Raw genomic sequence first — 16877 nt, 5'->3', positions numbered from 1 at the left:
AGGAGCCAACAAAATGCCAAAACGTACAGATATAAAAAGCATCCTGATTCTGGGCGCGGGCCCGATTGTTATCGGTCAGGCGTGTGAGTTTGACTATTCCGGCGCGCAGGCGTGTAAAGCCCTGCGCGAAGAGGGTTACCGCGTTATTCTGGTGAACTCCAACCCGGCCACCATCATGACCGACCCGGAAATGGCCGATGCCACCTACATCGAGCCGATTCACTGGGAAGTGGTACGCAAAATTATTGAGAAAGAACGCCCGGATGCGGTGCTGCCAACCATGGGCGGTCAGACAGCGCTGAACTGTGCGCTGGAGCTGGAGCGGCAGGGCGTGCTCGAAGAGTTCGGCGTCACCATGATTGGCGCCACCGCCGACGCCATTGATAAAGCCGAAGACCGTCGTCGCTTCGATATCGCGATGAAGAAAATTGGTCTCGACACCGCGCGTTCCGGTATCGCACACACCATGGAAGAAGCGCTGGCGGTTGCCGCTGACGTGGGCTTCCCGTGCATCATCCGTCCGTCCTTTACCATGGGCGGCACCGGCGGCGGTATCGCTTACAACCGTGAAGAGTTCGAAGAAATCTGCGAACGCGGTCTGGACCTCTCGCCAACCAACGAGCTGCTGATTGATGAATCACTGATCGGCTGGAAAGAGTACGAGATGGAAGTGGTGCGTGATAAAAACGACAACTGCATCATCGTCTGCTCCATCGAAAACTTCGACGCAATGGGTATCCATACTGGGGACTCCATCACCGTGGCGCCCGCCCAGACTCTGACCGACAAAGAATATCAAATCATGCGTAACGCCTCGATGGCGGTACTGCGTGAAATCGGCGTCGAAACCGGCGGTTCTAACGTCCAGTTCGCAGTGAACCCGAAAAACGGTCGTCTGATCGTTATCGAAATGAACCCGCGCGTATCCCGCTCCTCGGCGCTGGCGTCGAAAGCCACCGGTTTCCCGATTGCCAAAGTGGCGGCCAAACTGGCGGTGGGTTACACCCTTGACGAACTGATGAACGACATCACCGGCGGGCGTACGCCGGCCTCCTTCGAGCCGTCCATCGACTATGTGGTTACTAAAATTCCGCGCTTTAACTTTGAGAAATTCGCCGGTGCTAACGACCGTCTGACCACCCAGATGAAATCGGTCGGGGAAGTGATGGCGATTGGTCGCACGCAGCAGGAATCCCTGCAGAAAGCGCTGCGTGGCCTGGAAGTGGGCGCTACCGGTTTCGACCCGAAAGTCAGCCTCGACGACCCGGAAGCGCTGACCAAAATCCGCCGCGAGCTGAAAGACGCGGGCGCAGATCGTATCTGGTATATCGCCGATGCCTTCCGTGCGGGCTTGTCTGTGGATGGCGTCTTTAACCTGACCAACATCGACCGCTGGTTCCTGGTGCAGATTGAAGAGCTGGTGCGTCTGGAAGAGAAAGTGGCAGAAGTCGGCATTACTGGCCTCAACGCCGACTTCCTGCGTCAGCTCAAGCGTAAAGGGTTTGCCGATGCGCGTCTGGCGAAACTGGCGGGCGTACGCGAAGCGGAAATCCGTAAGCTGCGTGACCAGTATGACCTGCACCCGGTTTACAAACGCGTGGATACCTGCGCGGCGGAATTCGCCACCGATACCGCCTACATGTACTCCACTTATGAAGATGAGTGCGAAGCGAACCCGTCCGTTGATCGCGACAAAATCATGGTCCTCGGCGGTGGCCCGAACCGTATCGGCCAGGGTATCGAATTTGACTACTGCTGCGTACACGCCTCGCTGGCGCTGCGCGAAGACGGTTACGAGACCATCATGGTCAACTGTAACCCGGAAACCGTCTCCACCGACTACGACACTTCCGACCGCCTGTACTTCGAGCCGGTGACGCTGGAAGACGTGCTGGAAATCGTGCGTATCGAGAAGCCGAAAGGCGTTATCGTGCAGTACGGCGGCCAGACCCCGCTGAAGCTGGCGCGCGCGCTGGAAGCGGCAGGCGTGCCGGTTATCGGCACCAGCCCGGACGCCATCGACCGCGCGGAAGACCGTGAACGCTTCCAACACGCGGTTGACCGTCTGAAGCTGAAGCAGCCAGCCAACGCCACCGTCACCGCCATTGAACAAGCGGTTGAGAAGGCGAAAGAGATCGGCTACCCGCTGGTGGTGCGCCCATCCTACGTACTGGGCGGCCGCGCGATGGAAATCGTCTATGACGAAGCCGACCTGCGTCGCTACTTCCAGACGGCGGTCAGCGTCTCTAACGATGCGCCGGTGCTGCTGGATCGCTTCCTTGACGATGCGGTTGAAGTGGACGTGGACGCTATCTGCGACGGCGAAATGGTGCTGATTGGCGGCATTATGGAGCACATCGAGCAGGCGGGCGTACACTCCGGCGACTCCGCCTGTTCTCTGCCGGCCTACACCCTGAGCCAGGAAATTCAGGATGTGATGCGCCAGCAGGTGCAGAAGCTGGCCTTCGAGTTGCAGGTGCGCGGCCTGATGAACGTGCAGTTTGCGGTGAAAGACAACGAAGTCTACCTGATTGAAGTCAACCCGCGTGCGGCGCGTACCGTACCGTTCGTCTCCAAAGCCACCGGCGTGCCGCTGGCGAAAGTGGCGGCGCGCGTGATGGCCGGCAAATCGCTGACCGAGCAGGGCGTGACCCAAGAAATTATCCCGCCGTACTACTCGGTGAAAGAAGTGGTGCTGCCGTTCAACAAATTCCCGGGCGTTGACCCGCTGTTAGGGCCAGAAATGCGCTCCACCGGGGAAGTGATGGGCGTGGGCCGTACCTTCGCGGAAGCGTTCGCTAAGGCGCAGCTGGGCAGTAACTCCACCATGAAGAAACAGGGCCGTGCGCTGCTCTCCGTTCGCGAAGGCGACAAAGAGCGCGTGGTGGACCTGGCCGCCAAGCTGCTGAAACAGGGCTTTGAGCTGGATGCCACCCACGGTACGGCGATTGTGCTGGGTGAAGCTGGTATCAACCCGCGTCTGGTGAACAAGGTACATGAAGGTCGTCCGCACATTCAGGACCGCATCAAGAATGGCGAATACACCTATATCATCAATACCACCGCAGGCCGCCGCGCGATTGAAGACTCCAGGGTGATTCGTCGTAGCGCGCTGCAGTATAAAGTGCATTATGACACCACGCTGAACGGCGGTTTTGCCACGACGATGGCGCTCAATGCCGATGCCACCGAGAAGGTAACCTCGGTGCAGGAAATGCACGCGCAGATCAAAAAGTCGTAAATAAAGGGTCCGGTGGATATTGCTCTAACCGGACCTGTAATATAATTCTGAAAGGGTTTCTGTAAAGAAACCCTTTTTTTATCTTGCGTAAGGTCATTCCTGGAGAAGTCCGTTTCCGTAACCACATTTTCTATGTAATAAGCACGATATTGCTCACACTAATCAATATTTAAGTCGCATACTATCTTGCATATCCACAATTTTAATATGGCTTAGTTTTTATTAGTTTGGACAGGCCGTAGCCAGATTTTTAATTTGTGAAATGGTGTGCTTATGTGTGAAAAATATGTTGAAAGACCGCTTTATTTGTTAATTGCTGACTGGATGATGGCAGAGAACCGATGGATCACGGCCAGGGAGATTTCCCGTCAATTTGATATTGAACATTGCAAAGCAATTAATACGCTCTCCTATATTCTGTCAGAAGTGGGGGAAATTGTTTGTGAAGTGAAGATGATCCCTAACCAGATTGCAGGACGAGGCTGCCAGTGCCAGCGTCTGGTGAAAGTCGTGAGTATCGACTCTCATCTCTATCGCCGATTGAATCATAATTTGCAGGAAAGAAAAGTGAGCGTGGCGAAAGCGCCGCGGCTGTCTGCCGTTCCCCCCACAGAGCTAAACCGTGAGCAGAAATGGCAGATGATGCTCTCCAAGAGTATGCGTCGCTAATTGTCTGTTTACCTGATGGCGGGGTAAACGGTAATTGACGCGTAGGCCGGATAAGCGTGAGCGCATCCGGCATCAATTACTGTGCTGATTTTGGCTTCACGTCCGTCGTGCCTTTCAGGCGCGGTCGGTTTTCTTCGACCTGCGTTAACGGCTTCGTTTCAGATAACCCCGTTCGACAACGGATCGCAAGATCCTGATATTCTTTGGTATTGAGGCGTTTCCAGTGCAGCTCCTGGTCCGTAACCTGGCGTAGTACGCGCGCCGGTGATCCCACCAGCAGTTGCCTTGCCTCACCCTGAAATCCGGCTTTGACAAAACTCATGGCGGCGACAATGCTCTCTTCGCCAATCACTGCGCCGTCCATAATGACGCTATTCATGCCGACCAGGGCGTCCCGTCCCACCACGCAGCCATGTAGAATAGCGCCGTGGCCGATATGGCCGTTTTCATGCACGATGGTATCGGTATCGCAGTAGCCATGCATAATGCAGCCATCCTGCAGATTAGAGCCTGCCTCCAGGATCAGGCGACCATAATCCCCACGCAATGACGCGAGTGGGCCAATATAAACACCGGCGCCCACGATGACATCGCCAATCAGCACGGCGCTGGGATGGACAAACGCGTCCGGATGCACCACCGGGATCAGTCCTTCAAAGGCGTAATAGCTCATAGTTGTACCTCGGTTTTTTTGCCGGATGGCGGCGTAAACACCTTATCCGGCCTACGGTTGCGCATGTGCTGTAGGCCGGATAAGCGAAGCGCCATCCGGCATAGTCACATTAACGACCTTTCCACACCGGATCGCGTTTTTCGGCAAATGCCTGCGGTCCTTCGAGCGCATCTTCTGAATGCAGTACCGACGGATAATGCTTCAGCACGCCGCTGCGGATGTAGCGGTAGCCTTCCTCTACCGGCATTTCGCTGGTCGCGCGATAAATCTCTTTCAGCGCCGCGATAGCCAGCGGGGCGCTATTGACCAGTTGTTGCGCCAGTTCGCGCGCGCTATCCATCAGTTCGCTCTGGCTGACAACGCGGTTCACGATCCCCCAACGCAGCGCTTCTTCGGCGCTCATTCGTCTGCCGGTCATCACCATTTCGTTGACGATAGCCGGTGGCAGCAGCTTAGGCAGACGCAATACGCCGCCGCTGTCAGGCACGATGCCGAGCTTTGCTTCCGGCAGCGCGAAGCTGGCGTTTTCGGCGCAGACAATAAAGTCCGCCGCCAGCGCCAGTTCAAAACCGCCGCCAAACGCGTAGCCGTTCACCGCGGCGATAACTGGCTTATCGAGGTCAAATATTTCGGTTAAACCAGCAAAGCCGCCGGGACCAAAATCGGCATCCGGCGCTTCACCTTCCGCTGCCGCTTTTAAGTCCCAGCCAGCAGAAAAGAATTTCTCCCCGCCGCCGGTAATGATTGCTACGCGTAATTCCGGATCGTCACGGAAATTAAGAAAAGCTTCACCCATTGCAAAGCTGGTTTTGGCGTCAATGGCATTCGCTTTAGGTCGGTCGAGGGTAATTTCCAGGATCGGGCCGTTACGGGTCAGATGTAATGACTCACTCATAGTTCATCTCCAGATAAATAGTTTTCCGGCGGGAGGGATTCCTGCCGGAGGGTTTATTTCAGATTTTTTTTGATTATTTTTCCTGAACAGTTGCGTGGCAGGTCAGTTCTGATCTCCATAAAAGAGGGAACCTTGAACTTCGCCATATTGTTTTCGCAGAAGCTGAAAAACTCGGCTTCGCTTAATGTTTCACCTTCATTAAGGACAATAAACGCTTTAATGGCTTCATCACGGATCGCGTCTTTAATACCAACCACCACAATGTCCTGAATTTTCGGATGCGCAGAAATAATATTTTCCAGCTCGACGCAGGAGACATTTTCCCCGCCACGTTTAATCATGTTGCATCGTCTGTCGACAAAATAGAAATAGCCATCCTCATCCTGGTAACCCGAATCACCGGTATGTAACCAGCCCTCTGGTTCCAGCGCCCTGGCGGTTGCCTCCGGCTGCATGTAATACTCTTTGAAGATAGTCTTGCCGGGGATGCCTTTAATACAGATTTCGCCAATTTCTCCGGCGGGCAGCGGGCGATTTTGATCGTCGCGAATTTCAGCTTCATAGCTAAAACCCACGCGACCAATGGAAGGCCAGCGCCGTTTGTCTCCGGGACGGTCGCCAATAATGCCGACAATGGTTTCAGTCATACCATAAGAGGTCAGCAGCCTGACGCCAAAGCGTTCGGTAAAGGCGTCTTTTTCTTGCGCGGATAGATTGAGATAGAACATCACTTCGCGCAGATGATGCTGCCTGTCCGTTGGTGCGGCGGGTTGGACCATCAGCGTGCGGATCATCATCGGGATGCACTCGGTCACCGTCGCCTGATATTTACGTACCTGATCCCAGAAGGCCCTGGCGCTGTACTTTTCCAGGAGCACAAAGGTACTGCCGGCGGAAAAGGCTGGCATTGCGGCGGTACACTGACAGTCGATATGAAAAGCGGGCATCACCGTCATGTACACGTCATCATCGCGCAGGGCGATTTGCCAGGCAGAGTAGTAGCCCGCAAAACGCAGATTATAGTGGGTAATCACCACCCCTTTTGGACGCGAGGTGGTACCGGAGGTAAACAGAATTTCCGCCGTATCGTCAGTGGATAACGCGGGCGTATAGCACAGCGTGGCCGACTGACGTGCTTGCAGTTGGGAAAAGTGGCTCACGCCATCGTCAGCCGGAAGCTGCTCGCCAATCAGACAGATATGATTAAGCGGAGTGCTATTGTCCTGGCGTATTTCACGGTACATAGGATAAAACTGGACGCTGGTAACCAGCAGACTCACCTGGCTGTTTTGCAGGATCCAGGCGCTTTCTTCGCCCAGTAAGCGGGCATTAATCGGCACCATAATGGCGCCGATTTTTGCCAGTCCAAACCAGCAAAAGATGAATTCCGGACAGTTATCCAGATGCAGCGCGACCCTATCACCCTTGCGGATCCCTAAGGAGTAAAAAAGGTTCGCCGTGCGGTTAATCTCTTCATTGAGCGAGGCATAGCTAAACTGCCGAACGATTCCCTCACAGGATTCGAAAATTAACGCCGTTTTATCTCCGTACACCCCGGCCCGGTCGTCCCACATCTGACGTAAGTTTTGTCCGCCAACGATATCCATATTGCTTTATCCACTGAAATCAGGCGTGAGCGCTAACCGGAAAACCGATTAGCGCATCGCGTTTAATCCTCAACTTTGGCCAGGCCTTTGCCGACCAGTTCCTTAATATCTGCTTCGCTATAACCAATGTTTTTCAGAATGGCGGCGGTATCCATGCCGTGTGACGGCATACCACGCCAGATTTTCCCTGGGTTGTTTTTAAATTTCGGCATGATGTTCGGCCCTTTACAGGTGCGACCGTCCATTGTTTGCCACTGAGTAATCGATTCGCGGGCAACGTACTGCGGGTTACCTTCCAGTTCCGGAATGGTGAGCACCTTCGCACAGGCGATATTCAGCTCAGCAAAGCGCGCCTGAACGTCGGCGATGGTGTGTGTTGCCAGCCAGGCGTCCAGTTTCTCTTCGACGAGCGGGCCGTAAGGGCATTCCACGCGATGGATGAGCTGCGTGCCTTCCGGAACTTCCGGCGTACCAAGAATATGGGCCAGGCCAATATCTTTAAAACACTCGTTGATTTGCGTGATGCCGACCAACTCCATGACGATGTAACCATCGGCGCATTTATACAGGCCGCAACCGGCGTAGTAGGGGTCTTTCCCTTTCGTCATACGTGGACAGATTTCGCCGCCGTTGAAGTAGTCCATCATGAAGTACTGACCCATGCGCAGCATCACTTCGTACATCGCGATATCGATGCTTTCACCTTTACCCGTTTCGCGTACTTTGTGCAGGGCCGCCAGCGCGGCTGTCGTCGCGGTCATCCCGGAGAAGTAATCGGCGGTATACGGGAAGGCTGGCATCGGCTGATCAACGTCGCCGTTTTGGATCAGATAACCACTGAATGCCTGCGCGATGGTGTTATACGCCGGAAGATTGGTGTACTCCTCGGTACCAAACTGGCCGAAGCCGGAAAGGTGGGCGATAACCAGTTTCGGGTTATGTTCCCACAGCACTTCATCGGTAATACCGCGGCGGGCAAAGGCCGGACCTTTACTGGCTTCAATGAAAATATCGGTGGTTTCCATCAATTTCAGAAACGCTTCCCGACCTTCATCTTTGAAAATATTCAGCGACAGGGCGTGCAGGTTGCGGCGTGAGAGCTGCGGGTAGTTAGGCTGTACGCGGATGGTATCGGCCCATGCGACGTTTTCAATCCAGATAACCTCGGCGCCCCATTCGGCGAACATCTGTCCGGCGAATGGACCGGCGATTTCGATTCCTGAAAAAACAACGCGTACCCCAGCAAGCGGGCCAAAGGTTGGCATTGGTAAATGATTCATCATTTTTCTCCTGGCATTTTTTGCGGTATGTAGGCCGGATAAGCACAGCGCCATCCGGCATGATTGCCTGATGGCGACGCCCCGCGTCTTATCAGGCCTACAAGGGATCGATTAGCGGTATTGCTTGAGTACCGCACGACCCAACGTCAGGATCTGCATTTCATCAGAACCACCAGAAACACGGTCAACGCGCAGGTCACGCCAGAAACGCGTGATGCGGTGGTTGCCCGCGATACCAACACCTCCCAGTACCTGCATGGCGGTGTCTACCACTTCAAACGCGGCGTTGGCGCAGAAGTATTTGCACATTGCCGCGTCGCCGGAGGTAATGGTGCCGTTATCCGCTTTCCACGCGGCTTCCAGCAGCATATTTTTCATGGAGTTCAGTTTGATCGCCATATGCGCAAACTTCTCCTGAATCAGCTGGAAACGGCCAATAGCTTCACCAAACTGCACGCGCTGATTCGCGTAACGCGCAGCGTCTTCAAAAGCGCACATTGCGGTACCGTAGTTGGTCAGCGCGACGAGGAAGCGCTCATGGTCAAACTCTTCTTTCACGCGGTTGAAGCCGTTACCTTCCCGACCGAACATGTCTTTCTCGTCCAGTTCAACGTCGTCAAAGGTGATTTCACAGCAGCTGTCCATGCGCAGACCGAGTTTCTCCAGTTTGTTGACCTTGATACCTGCTTTGCTCATGTCCACAAACCACTCGGTGTAAACCGGTTTATCCGGCGATGCACCGTCTCTCGCCATGACCACGATGTACGGGGTATAGGCGCTACTGGTGATAAAGCACTTACTGCCATTGAGATAAACCTTACCATTTTTGCGTGTATAAGTGGTTTTCAGACTACCAACATCCGATCCCGCTCCCGGTTCAGTGATAGCAGAGTTCCACATCTGCTTACCGGTGCCCCGGAACGCCATGATTTTATCAATTTGCTCCTGAGTCCCTTCACGCAGGAAAGTGTTAAAACCTCCCGGCAATTGGTACAACACGTAAGTTGGCGCGCCAAGACGTCCCAGCTCCATCCAGACGGCGGCGACGGTAACAAAACCCGCTTCCAGACCGCCGTGTTCCTCCGGGATCAGCAGGCTATCAATGCCCATATCCGCCAGCGCTTTTACAAAACGCTCAGGGTAGACGCTGTCACGATCGCACTCGGCAAAATAAGCTTCCCAGTTCTCACTGGCCATCAGTTCGCGAATACCGGCGACAAACAGCTCCTGTTCGTCATTTAAGTTGAAATCCATCTTTCAGCCTCTTGATCAATTGGGTTAATAAGAATTACTTGTCTTTCCAGTGCACTTTGGCGTCTTTAATAAAGGACAGCGTTACCATAATGTTGACGAAGAACAGCGGGCATCCTCCGGCGATAATCGCGGTCTGAATCGGCTTCAAACCACCCAGCGCCAGCAGAACGATACCGATGATGCCGACCAGCACTGACCAGCCGATACGCACTAACAGAGGCGGCTCTTCACCATCGCGAACTTCACGACAGGTCGACATCGCCAGGGTGTAAGAGCAGGCGTTAATCAGCGTGACGGTGGCAATAAAGCAGAGGATGAAGAAGCCCCACATGGTGGCGGTGCTGAGCGGCAAGGCGGCCCAGGTTTCGATAATGGCGCGCGCCACGCCGTGTTGTTCAATCAACTGCGGAATGTTGAGGATGTTTTTATCCATCAGCAGCAGCGTGTTGCTGCCAAGGACAGTCCACAGGATCCAGGTAGACGCGGTCAGACCCAGTACCATCCCGAAGCACAGTTCACGTACGGTGCGACCACGAGAAATACGGGCCAGGAAGATACTCATCTGGATGGCGTATATAACCCACCACGCCCAGTAGAAAACGGTCCAGCCCTGCGGGAAGCCGCCTTTACCGATGGCGTCGGTATAGAACAGCATCCGTGGCAGGTGCATTAACAGCATCCCGACGGAGTCGGTGAAGTAGTTCATGATGAAGCTGGCGCCGCTGACGATAAACACCCAGCCGAGCATCAGGAAGCTCAGGTAGCTACGCACATCGCTGGCGATTCTGACCCCTTTTTGCAGGCCGCAGGCCACGCAAATCGCGTTCAGAATGATCCAGCAGGTAATGATGATGGCATCCAATTGCAGCGTATGCGGAATACCGAACAGCCATTGCATACACTCGGTGACCAGCGGGGTAGCCAGACCGAGGCTGGTGCCCATCGCGAAGATCAGTGCCACCAGGTAGAAGTTATCGACGATGGTACCGAACAACCCTTTCGCATGCTTTTCACCCACTAACGGCACCAGCGTGGAGCTGGGGCGGATGACATCCATCTTGCGCACAAAGAAGAAGTAGGCGAAGGCCACGGAAAGGAAGCTATAGGTTGCCCACGGTAGCGGCCCCCAGTGGAACAGGCTGTACGCCAGACCTATCTCTTTCGCGCCGGTGGAATTTGGTTCCAGGCCGAACGGCGGGGTAGAGATATAGTAGTAGATCTCAATAGAGCCCCAGAACAGAACTGCAGCGGATGTACAGGAGGCGAACATCATGAAAATCCAGCTGGCGGTGCTAAACTCCGGTTTTTCGTCACCTAATCTCTTTTTGGCATAGGGGCCAAAAACCAGCCAGAACCAGCCGAAGAGCATGACGACCATATACCATTCAAATGCCCAACCCCAGACGTTGGTGACATAACTGAATACCGCATTAATAACGACGTTAGCGGCATCAAGATCTCTGACTGTTAGCCAGCAAAGTATCCCGACAATTATTAATGGCGGAAAAAAAACCTTCGGTTCAATTCCCGATTTTTTCTTTTCATTTTTCATAAGTGAATTCCAGTGTGAAAACGAAATTTATTTAGCGTGCCAGTCCATGAACGTTTGTTTATTTATTATTAATGATTTGTTGATAAGTTTTTAACCTCTGGGACGCCTCAATGAGTAACTCATGATGGGTATTCACTTCGGGTGATTCTGTTATCTTCGTCACACTTTTTTGCGTTGATTATTTTGTGTTTAAATTTTGATTTTTTCTTTATTTATCAATTAGTTAATTGCTGTTTTTTAACTTTTTTAAGTATCTGACGTTCAATATTGTTGAGCCAGCAAACAATATTGAAAATTTTCATATTTGGCATATTTCTTTCAATATTGGTGAGGTGCGTAACACTATTGAAAGTTACGAATATCAATGTGTGACATTTTCAATATTGGTGATTAAGGTTTTATTTCCGAATTAAAGAGCGTGATATCTGTATTTAACACCGCCGATATAAATACGTTTCCTTCATGATTTCTGGAGATGCAATGAAGATAATTACTTGCTACAAATGCGTACCTGATGAGCAGGATATTGCGATTAATAATGCTGACGGAACACTCGATTTCAGCAAAGCGGATAGCAAAATCAGCCAATATGATCTGAATGCAATTGAAGCTGCTTGCCAGTTAAAACAGCAGTTGGGAGACGCTCAGGTTGTCGCCATGAGCGTTGGCGGCAAAGCGCTGACTAATGCAAAAGGGCGCAAAGATGTCCTCTCTCGTGGCCCTGATGAACTGATTGTGGTCATTGACGATCAATTTGAGCAGGCGCTGCCGCAACACACCGCTACCGCGCTGGCTGCTGCCGCGCAAAAATCAGGTTTCGATCTACTTATCTGCGGCGACGGTTCTTCCGATCTTTATGCTCAGCAGGTTGGTTTGCTGGTGGGCGAAGCGCTGAACATTCCGGCGATTAACGGCGTGAGTAAAATCCTCTCTCTTACCGACAGCACATTGACGGTAGAACGCGAACTGGAAGATGAAGTTGAAACGCTGAGCATCCCGCTCCCGGCGGTGATCGCGGTTTCCACCGACATTAACACCCCACAAATCCCTTCGATGAAAGCCATTCTTGGCGCGGCGAAAAAAACGGTTCAGGTCTGGTCGCCTGCGGATATCGGGCTGAACAGCGTACCCGCGTATTCCGCACAACAGGTTGCCGCACCGAAGCAGCGCGAGCGTCAGCGTGTGGTGATTGAAGGTGACGGTGAAGAACAAATCGCCGCGTTTGTCGAGAATCTGCGCAAAATCATTTAATTATCAGGGGATGTTATGAACAAATTTTCCAGTGTCTGGGTATTCAGCGATACCCCTTCTCGTCTGCCCGAACTGATGAGTGGCGCGCAGGCTGTAGGTGAAAAAGTTAACGCGTTCGTACTGAACGAAGCGGACAGCGCGACAGCATGCCATTTGGGCGCGGATCATGTCTGGCTGCTCAGCGGCAAACCAGAAGACCGCATGATCGAAGACTACGCTGCTGCGATGGCTGAGACTATTCGTCAGCATAGCGAGGGCGGCGCGGTGCTGCTGCCGAATACGCGTCGGGGCAAGCTGTTGGCGGCAAAACTGGGCTATCGCTTGTCGGCTGCGGTTTCCAACGACGCCAGCGAAGTCGCCCTGCAGGATGGAAAAGCGGCGGTCAAACATATGGTCTACGGCGGTCTGGCGATAGGGGCAGAAACCATCGCTTCGCCGTTTGCCGTGATCACACTCAGCAGCGGAACGTTTGACGCACAACAACCGGATGCTTCTCGCAGCGGCGAGATGCACACCGTGCAGTGGCAGGCTCCGGCCATTACCGTGACCCGCACCGCAACCCAGGCGCGTCAGAGCAACAGCGTTGACCTCGACAAAGCGCGTCTGGTGGTCAGCGTGGGACGCGGCATCGGCAGCAAAGAGAATATCTCGCTGGCCGAAGCGCTGTGCCAGACGATTGGCGCCGAGCTGGCCTGTTCCCGCCCGGTGGCGGAAAACGAGAAGTGGATGGAGCACGAGCGCTACGTCGGTATCTCCAACCTGATGCTCAAGCCTGAACTGTATCTGGCGGTGGGGATCTCCGGGCAGATCCAACATATGGTCGGCGCCAACGGCGCGCAGACGATTTTCGCCATCAACAAAGATAAAAATGCGCCGATCTTCCAGTACGCAGATTTTGGCATCGTTGGCGATGCGCTGAAGATCCTGCCTGCGCTGACGGCTGCCTTAGCGCGATAAACCATTTCGGGCAGGATGCGAAGGTATCCTGCCGCTGACAGGAGTACGTATGTCCGAAGATATCTTTGATGCCATCATCGTGGGTGCAGGTCTGGCCGGTTCGGTTGCGGCGCTGGTGCTTGCTCGCGAAGGTGCACAGGTGCTGGTTATCGAGCGCGGCAATTCTGCTGGCGCGAAGAATGTCACCGGTGGGCGCTTGTATGCACATAGCCTGGAACGCATCATTCCCGGCTTTGCGGATCAGGCCCCCATTGAACGCATGATCACCCACGAAAAACTCGCCTTTATGACCGACAACGGGGCGATGACTATCGACTACTGCAATGGTGAAGATGCTTCAGCGTCGCAGGTTTCCTATTCCGTCTTACGCAGTAAATTTGACGCCTGGCTGATGGAGCAGGCCGAAGAGGCGGGGGCGCAACTGATCACCGGTATTCGCGTGGATAACGTTGTTCAGCGTGATGGCAAAGTCGTGGGCGTGGAAGCCGATGGCGATATTCTGGAAGCCAAAGTGGTGATCCTCGCTGACGGGGTGAATTCTCTGTTGGCAGAAAAACTGGGCATGGCAAAGCGTGTTGAGGCATCGCATGTTGCCGTCGGCGTGAAGGAACTGATCGAATTGCCGAAGTCGGTCATTGAAGATCGTTTCCAGCTTCAGGGTAACGAAGGTGCCGCCTGTCTGTTTGCCGGGGCGCCAACCGATGGTCTGATGGGCGGTGGCTTCCTGTATACGAATGAAACAACCCTTTCCCTGGGGCTGGTCTGCGGTCTTCATCATCTGAAAGACGCGAAAAAATCGGTCCCGCAAATGCTGGAAGATTTCAAACAGCATCCTGCGGTTGCCCCACTGATCGCCGGTGGCAAGCTGGTGGAATATGCCGCGCACGTCGTACCCGAGGCGGGAATGAATATGCAGCCTGAACTGGTGGGAGACGGTGTGCTGATTGCCGGTGATGCTGCCGGAATGTGTATGAACCTCGGCTTTACCATCCGCGGTATGGATCTCGCCATATCCGCAGGCGAAGCGGCGGCGAAGACGGTGCTTTCGGCGATGAAGCGCGACGATTTTAGCAAGCAGTCGCTGGGGGAATACCGTCAGCATCTGGACGAAGGTCCGATGCGCGATATGCGTATATATCAGAAACTGCCGGCTTTTCTTGATAATCCCCGCATGTTTACCGCCTATCCCGAAATGGCGGTCAATATCGCGCGCGACCTGTTCACCGTGGATGGCTCCGCTCCGGTGCCCATGCGTAAAAAAATCCTGCGCCATGCGAAGAAAGTGGGCCTCATCAACCTGATGAAAGATGGCCTGAAAGGAGTGACCGTATTATGACATCTCCCGTTAATGTGGACGTCAAACTGGGCGTCAATAAGTTCAATGTGGATGAAGATAGCCCGCACATCATTCTCAAAACCGATCCTGATAAACAGGCGCTGGAAGTGCTGATTAAGGCCTGTCCGGCCGGACTGTATAAAAAGCAGGACGACGGTAGCGTTCGTTTTGATTACGCCGGGTGCCTGGAGTGTGGAACGTGCCGGATCCTCGGCCTTGATACGGCGCTGGAAAAATGGGAATACCCACGCGGGACGTTTGGCGTGGAGTTCCGCTACGGCTAATAAGTACGAAGTTGTGCCCCCGTAGGCCGGATAAGATGCGGTAGCGTCGCCATCCGGCAATCATGTGGCGCCAATGCCGGATGGCGGCGGAAACGCCTTATCCGGCTTACAGATGCGCTTTGCCCGTGTTGAAACAGGACATCACCATGCAGCAGCCCAGGAACTTTGACGACCTTAAATTCTCCTCCATTCATCGCAGAATTATGCTGTGGGGAAGCGGCGGCCCGTTCCTTGATGGCTACGTGCTGGTGATCATTGGCGTGGCGCTGGAACAACTGACGCCGCTATTGCACCTTGATGCTGAATGGATTGGCGCGCTCGGCGCGGCTACGCTTGCCGGACTGTTTATCGGCACCTCGTTGTTTGGCTACATTTCCGATAAGGTCGGGCGGCGTAAAATGTTCCTGCTGGATATTATCGCTATCGGCGTTATCTCCGTGGCGACCATGTTTGTTTCCACGCCGCTTGAATTGCTGGTGATGCGCGTTTTAATTGGCATTGTTATCGGCGCGGATTACCCTATCGCCACTTCCATGATTACGGAGTTTTCCAACACCCGCCAGCGCGCGTTCTCCATCGGTTTTATCGCCGCGATGTGGTACGTCGGCGCGACCTGCGCCAACCTGGTGGGTTACTGGCTGTATGACATGGAAGGCGGCTGGCGCTGGATGCTTGGCAGCGCCTTTATCCCGTGCTTAATCATTTTGATTGGCCGCTTTGACCTGCCGGAATCGCCACGCTGGCTATTGCGAAAAGGACGGGTAAAAGAGTGCGAACAAATGATGATCAAACTGTTCGGCGAACCGGTCTGCTTTGACGATGAGCCGCCGCAGGAGACCCGCTTCCTGCAACTGTTTAACCGCCGTCATTTTCCGTTTGTACTGTTCGTTGCGGCTATCTGGACCTGTCAGGTAATCCCGATGTTCGCTATCTATACCTTTGGGCCGCAGATCGTCGGGTTACTCGGCTGGGAGCAGGGGCGCAACGCGGCGCTCGGCAATGTGGTGATTAGCCTCTTTTTTATGCTGGGCTGTATCCCGGCGATGTTCTGGCTAAACAGTATTGGCCGTCGCCCTCTGCTTATTGGCAGCTTCGCCATGATGACTATCGCGCTGGCGCTGCTGGGGCTGGTGTCAAATCTGGGCATCATACTGGTCGTGGTAGCGTTTGCGGTATACGCCTTCTTTTCCGGCGGGCCGGGCATACTGCAATGGCTTTATCCTAATGAACTCTTCCCGACGGATATTCGCGCTTCGGCCGTGGGGGTCATCATGTCATTAAGCCGCATCGGAACCATTGTCTCCACCTGGGCATTACCGATTTTTATTACTCGTTACGGTATTAATAACGTCATGCTGATTGGCGCGTTGATTTCGTTAGTCGGGCTTGGCGTATCGGTGATGTTTGCCCCGGAAACTCGCGGCTTGACGCTAACACAGACCGGAAACATGACTTTGCGCGGAACGCCATCGGATAACCCTCGTTAAGAGTGTTCTGCATTTCTCCCTGCTTTTCGCCAATAACGCTACAGTTAACAGTCACATGCTAAAACAACTGAAAAGCAGGGAGAACACCATGCAAAAACGTCTTATGACCGCACTGTTTACCGCAGCAACACTATTCACCGTCGCAGGATGCTCTTCTAACCAGGCGGTTGAAACCACGGATGGCAAAACTATTGTCACCGACGGGAAACCCGAGGTCGATAACGATACCGGTATGGTGTCTTACAAAAACGCCGCCACCGGGAAAACCGAACAGATTAACCGCGATCAGCTGAAAAATATGAGCGAGCTGGATAATTAATTCAATTTTTTCTGGTTAGCCGCTCAATAATATTCTCTCTTTATGCGCATCCATTTATTCCCATGCGAATAA

At 53.7% G+C, this 16877-nt stretch carries 14 protein-coding genes; 8 read left to right on the top strand and 6 right to left on the bottom strand.

Annotated features, from left to right (window positions below):
* Positions 1 to 13 precede the first annotated feature (13 nt).
* Both carB and caiF read left to right on the top strand, forming a co-directional pair.
* Positions 14 to 3241 (top strand): carbamoyl-phosphate synthase large subunit, encoded by a 3228-nt coding sequence (carB, locus tag ACLD11_RS05270; RefSeq protein ID WP_001126310.1) that lies wholly within the window; start codon positions 14 to 16, stop codon positions 3239 to 3241.
* Positions 3242 to 3514: 273 nt separating this feature from the next.
* Positions 3515 to 3910, top strand: a complete 396-nt coding sequence (caiF, locus tag ACLD11_RS05265) for a carnitine metabolism transcriptional regulator CaiF (protein WP_024797390.1) — start codon at positions 3515 to 3517, stop codon at positions 3908 to 3910.
* A 76-nt stretch (positions 3911 to 3986) separates the two neighbouring features.
* Here the strand turns inward: caiF and caiE are convergent, their stop codons facing one another.
* The 6 genes from caiE to caiT all read right to left on the bottom strand — a co-directional run bounded on the left by caiE (position 3987) and on the right by caiT (position 11171).
* The gene (gene caiE, locus ACLD11_RS05260; protein WP_000122863.1) at positions 3987 to 4583 is read right to left on the bottom strand and encodes a carnitine operon protein CaiE; all 597 of its coding nucleotides are present in this window, start codon (positions 4581 to 4583) and stop codon (positions 3987 to 3989) included.
* 109 nt (positions 4584 to 4692) lie between these two features.
* Positions 4693 to 5478 (bottom strand): crotonobetainyl-CoA hydratase, encoded by a 786-nt coding sequence (caiD, locus tag ACLD11_RS05255; protein ID WP_000004376.1) that lies wholly within the window; start codon positions 5476 to 5478, stop codon positions 4693 to 4695.
* Between the two features lie 53 nt (positions 5479 to 5531).
* Complete coding sequence (caiC, locus tag ACLD11_RS05250; RefSeq protein WP_411014634.1) at positions 5532 to 7085, bottom strand: crotonobetaine/carnitine-CoA ligase; 1554 nt, start codon at positions 7083 to 7085, stop codon at positions 5532 to 5534.
* A gap of 62 nt (positions 7086 to 7147) precedes the next feature.
* Positions 7148 to 8365 (bottom strand): L-carnitine CoA-transferase, encoded by a 1218-nt coding sequence (caiB, locus tag ACLD11_RS05245; RefSeq protein ID WP_001016207.1) that lies wholly within the window; start codon positions 8363 to 8365, stop codon positions 7148 to 7150.
* A gap of 111 nt (positions 8366 to 8476) precedes the next feature.
* Positions 8477 to 9619: a crotonobetainyl-CoA dehydrogenase gene (gene caiA / locus ACLD11_RS05240; RefSeq protein ID WP_000347134.1), complete on the bottom strand. Its 1143-nt coding sequence runs from the start codon at positions 9617 to 9619 to the stop codon at positions 8477 to 8479.
* Between the two features lie 34 nt (positions 9620 to 9653).
* Positions 9654 to 11171: an L-carnitine/gamma-butyrobetaine antiporter gene (gene caiT, locus ACLD11_RS05235; RefSeq protein WP_000787071.1), complete on the bottom strand. Its 1518-nt coding sequence runs from the start codon at positions 11169 to 11171 to the stop codon at positions 9654 to 9656.
* Between the two features lie 480 nt (positions 11172 to 11651).
* Between caiT and ACLD11_RS05230 the strand changes: the two genes are divergently transcribed.
* From ACLD11_RS05230 to ACLD11_RS05205, 6 genes are all read left to right on the top strand, one after another.
* Positions 11652 to 12422, top strand: coding sequence for an electron transfer flavoprotein FixA (locus ACLD11_RS05230; RefSeq protein ID WP_023214734.1), 771 nt, complete (start codon positions 11652 to 11654; stop codon positions 12420 to 12422).
* Positions 12423 to 12437: 15 nt separating this feature from the next.
* Entirely contained in the window at positions 12438 to 13379 is a 942-nt protein-coding gene (locus ACLD11_RS05225) for an electron transfer flavoprotein subunit alpha/FixB family protein (RefSeq protein WP_001032197.1), read from the top strand.
* Positions 13380 to 13428: 49 nt separating this feature from the next.
* Complete coding sequence (locus tag ACLD11_RS05220; protein WP_411014633.1) at positions 13429 to 14715, top strand: FAD-dependent oxidoreductase; 1287 nt, start codon at positions 13429 to 13431, stop codon at positions 14713 to 14715.
* Positions 14712 to 14999, top strand: coding sequence for a ferredoxin-like protein FixX (fixX, locus tag ACLD11_RS05215; RefSeq protein WP_000203736.1), 288 nt, complete (start codon positions 14712 to 14714; stop codon positions 14997 to 14999). Before ACLD11_RS05220 ends, fixX begins: the two co-directional genes overlap by 4 nt.
* A 146-nt stretch (positions 15000 to 15145) precedes the next feature.
* The gene (locus ACLD11_RS05210) at positions 15146 to 16486 is read left to right on the top strand and encodes an MFS transporter (protein WP_411014632.1); all 1341 of its coding nucleotides are present in this window, start codon (positions 15146 to 15148) and stop codon (positions 16484 to 16486) included.
* An 88-nt stretch (positions 16487 to 16574) separates the two neighbouring features.
* Entirely contained in the window at positions 16575 to 16805 is a 231-nt protein-coding gene (locus ACLD11_RS05205; RefSeq protein ID WP_001172089.1) for a YgdI/YgdR family lipoprotein, read from the top strand.
* Positions 16806 to 16877 lie beyond the last annotated feature (72 nt).

The sequence above is a fragment of the Salmonella sp. 741265116_PST genome (assembly GCF_046567715.1).
Lineage (GTDB): Bacteria > Pseudomonadota > Gammaproteobacteria > Enterobacterales > Enterobacteriaceae > Salmonella > Salmonella enterica.
This window is presented reverse-complemented; position numbering and strand designations above follow the sequence as displayed.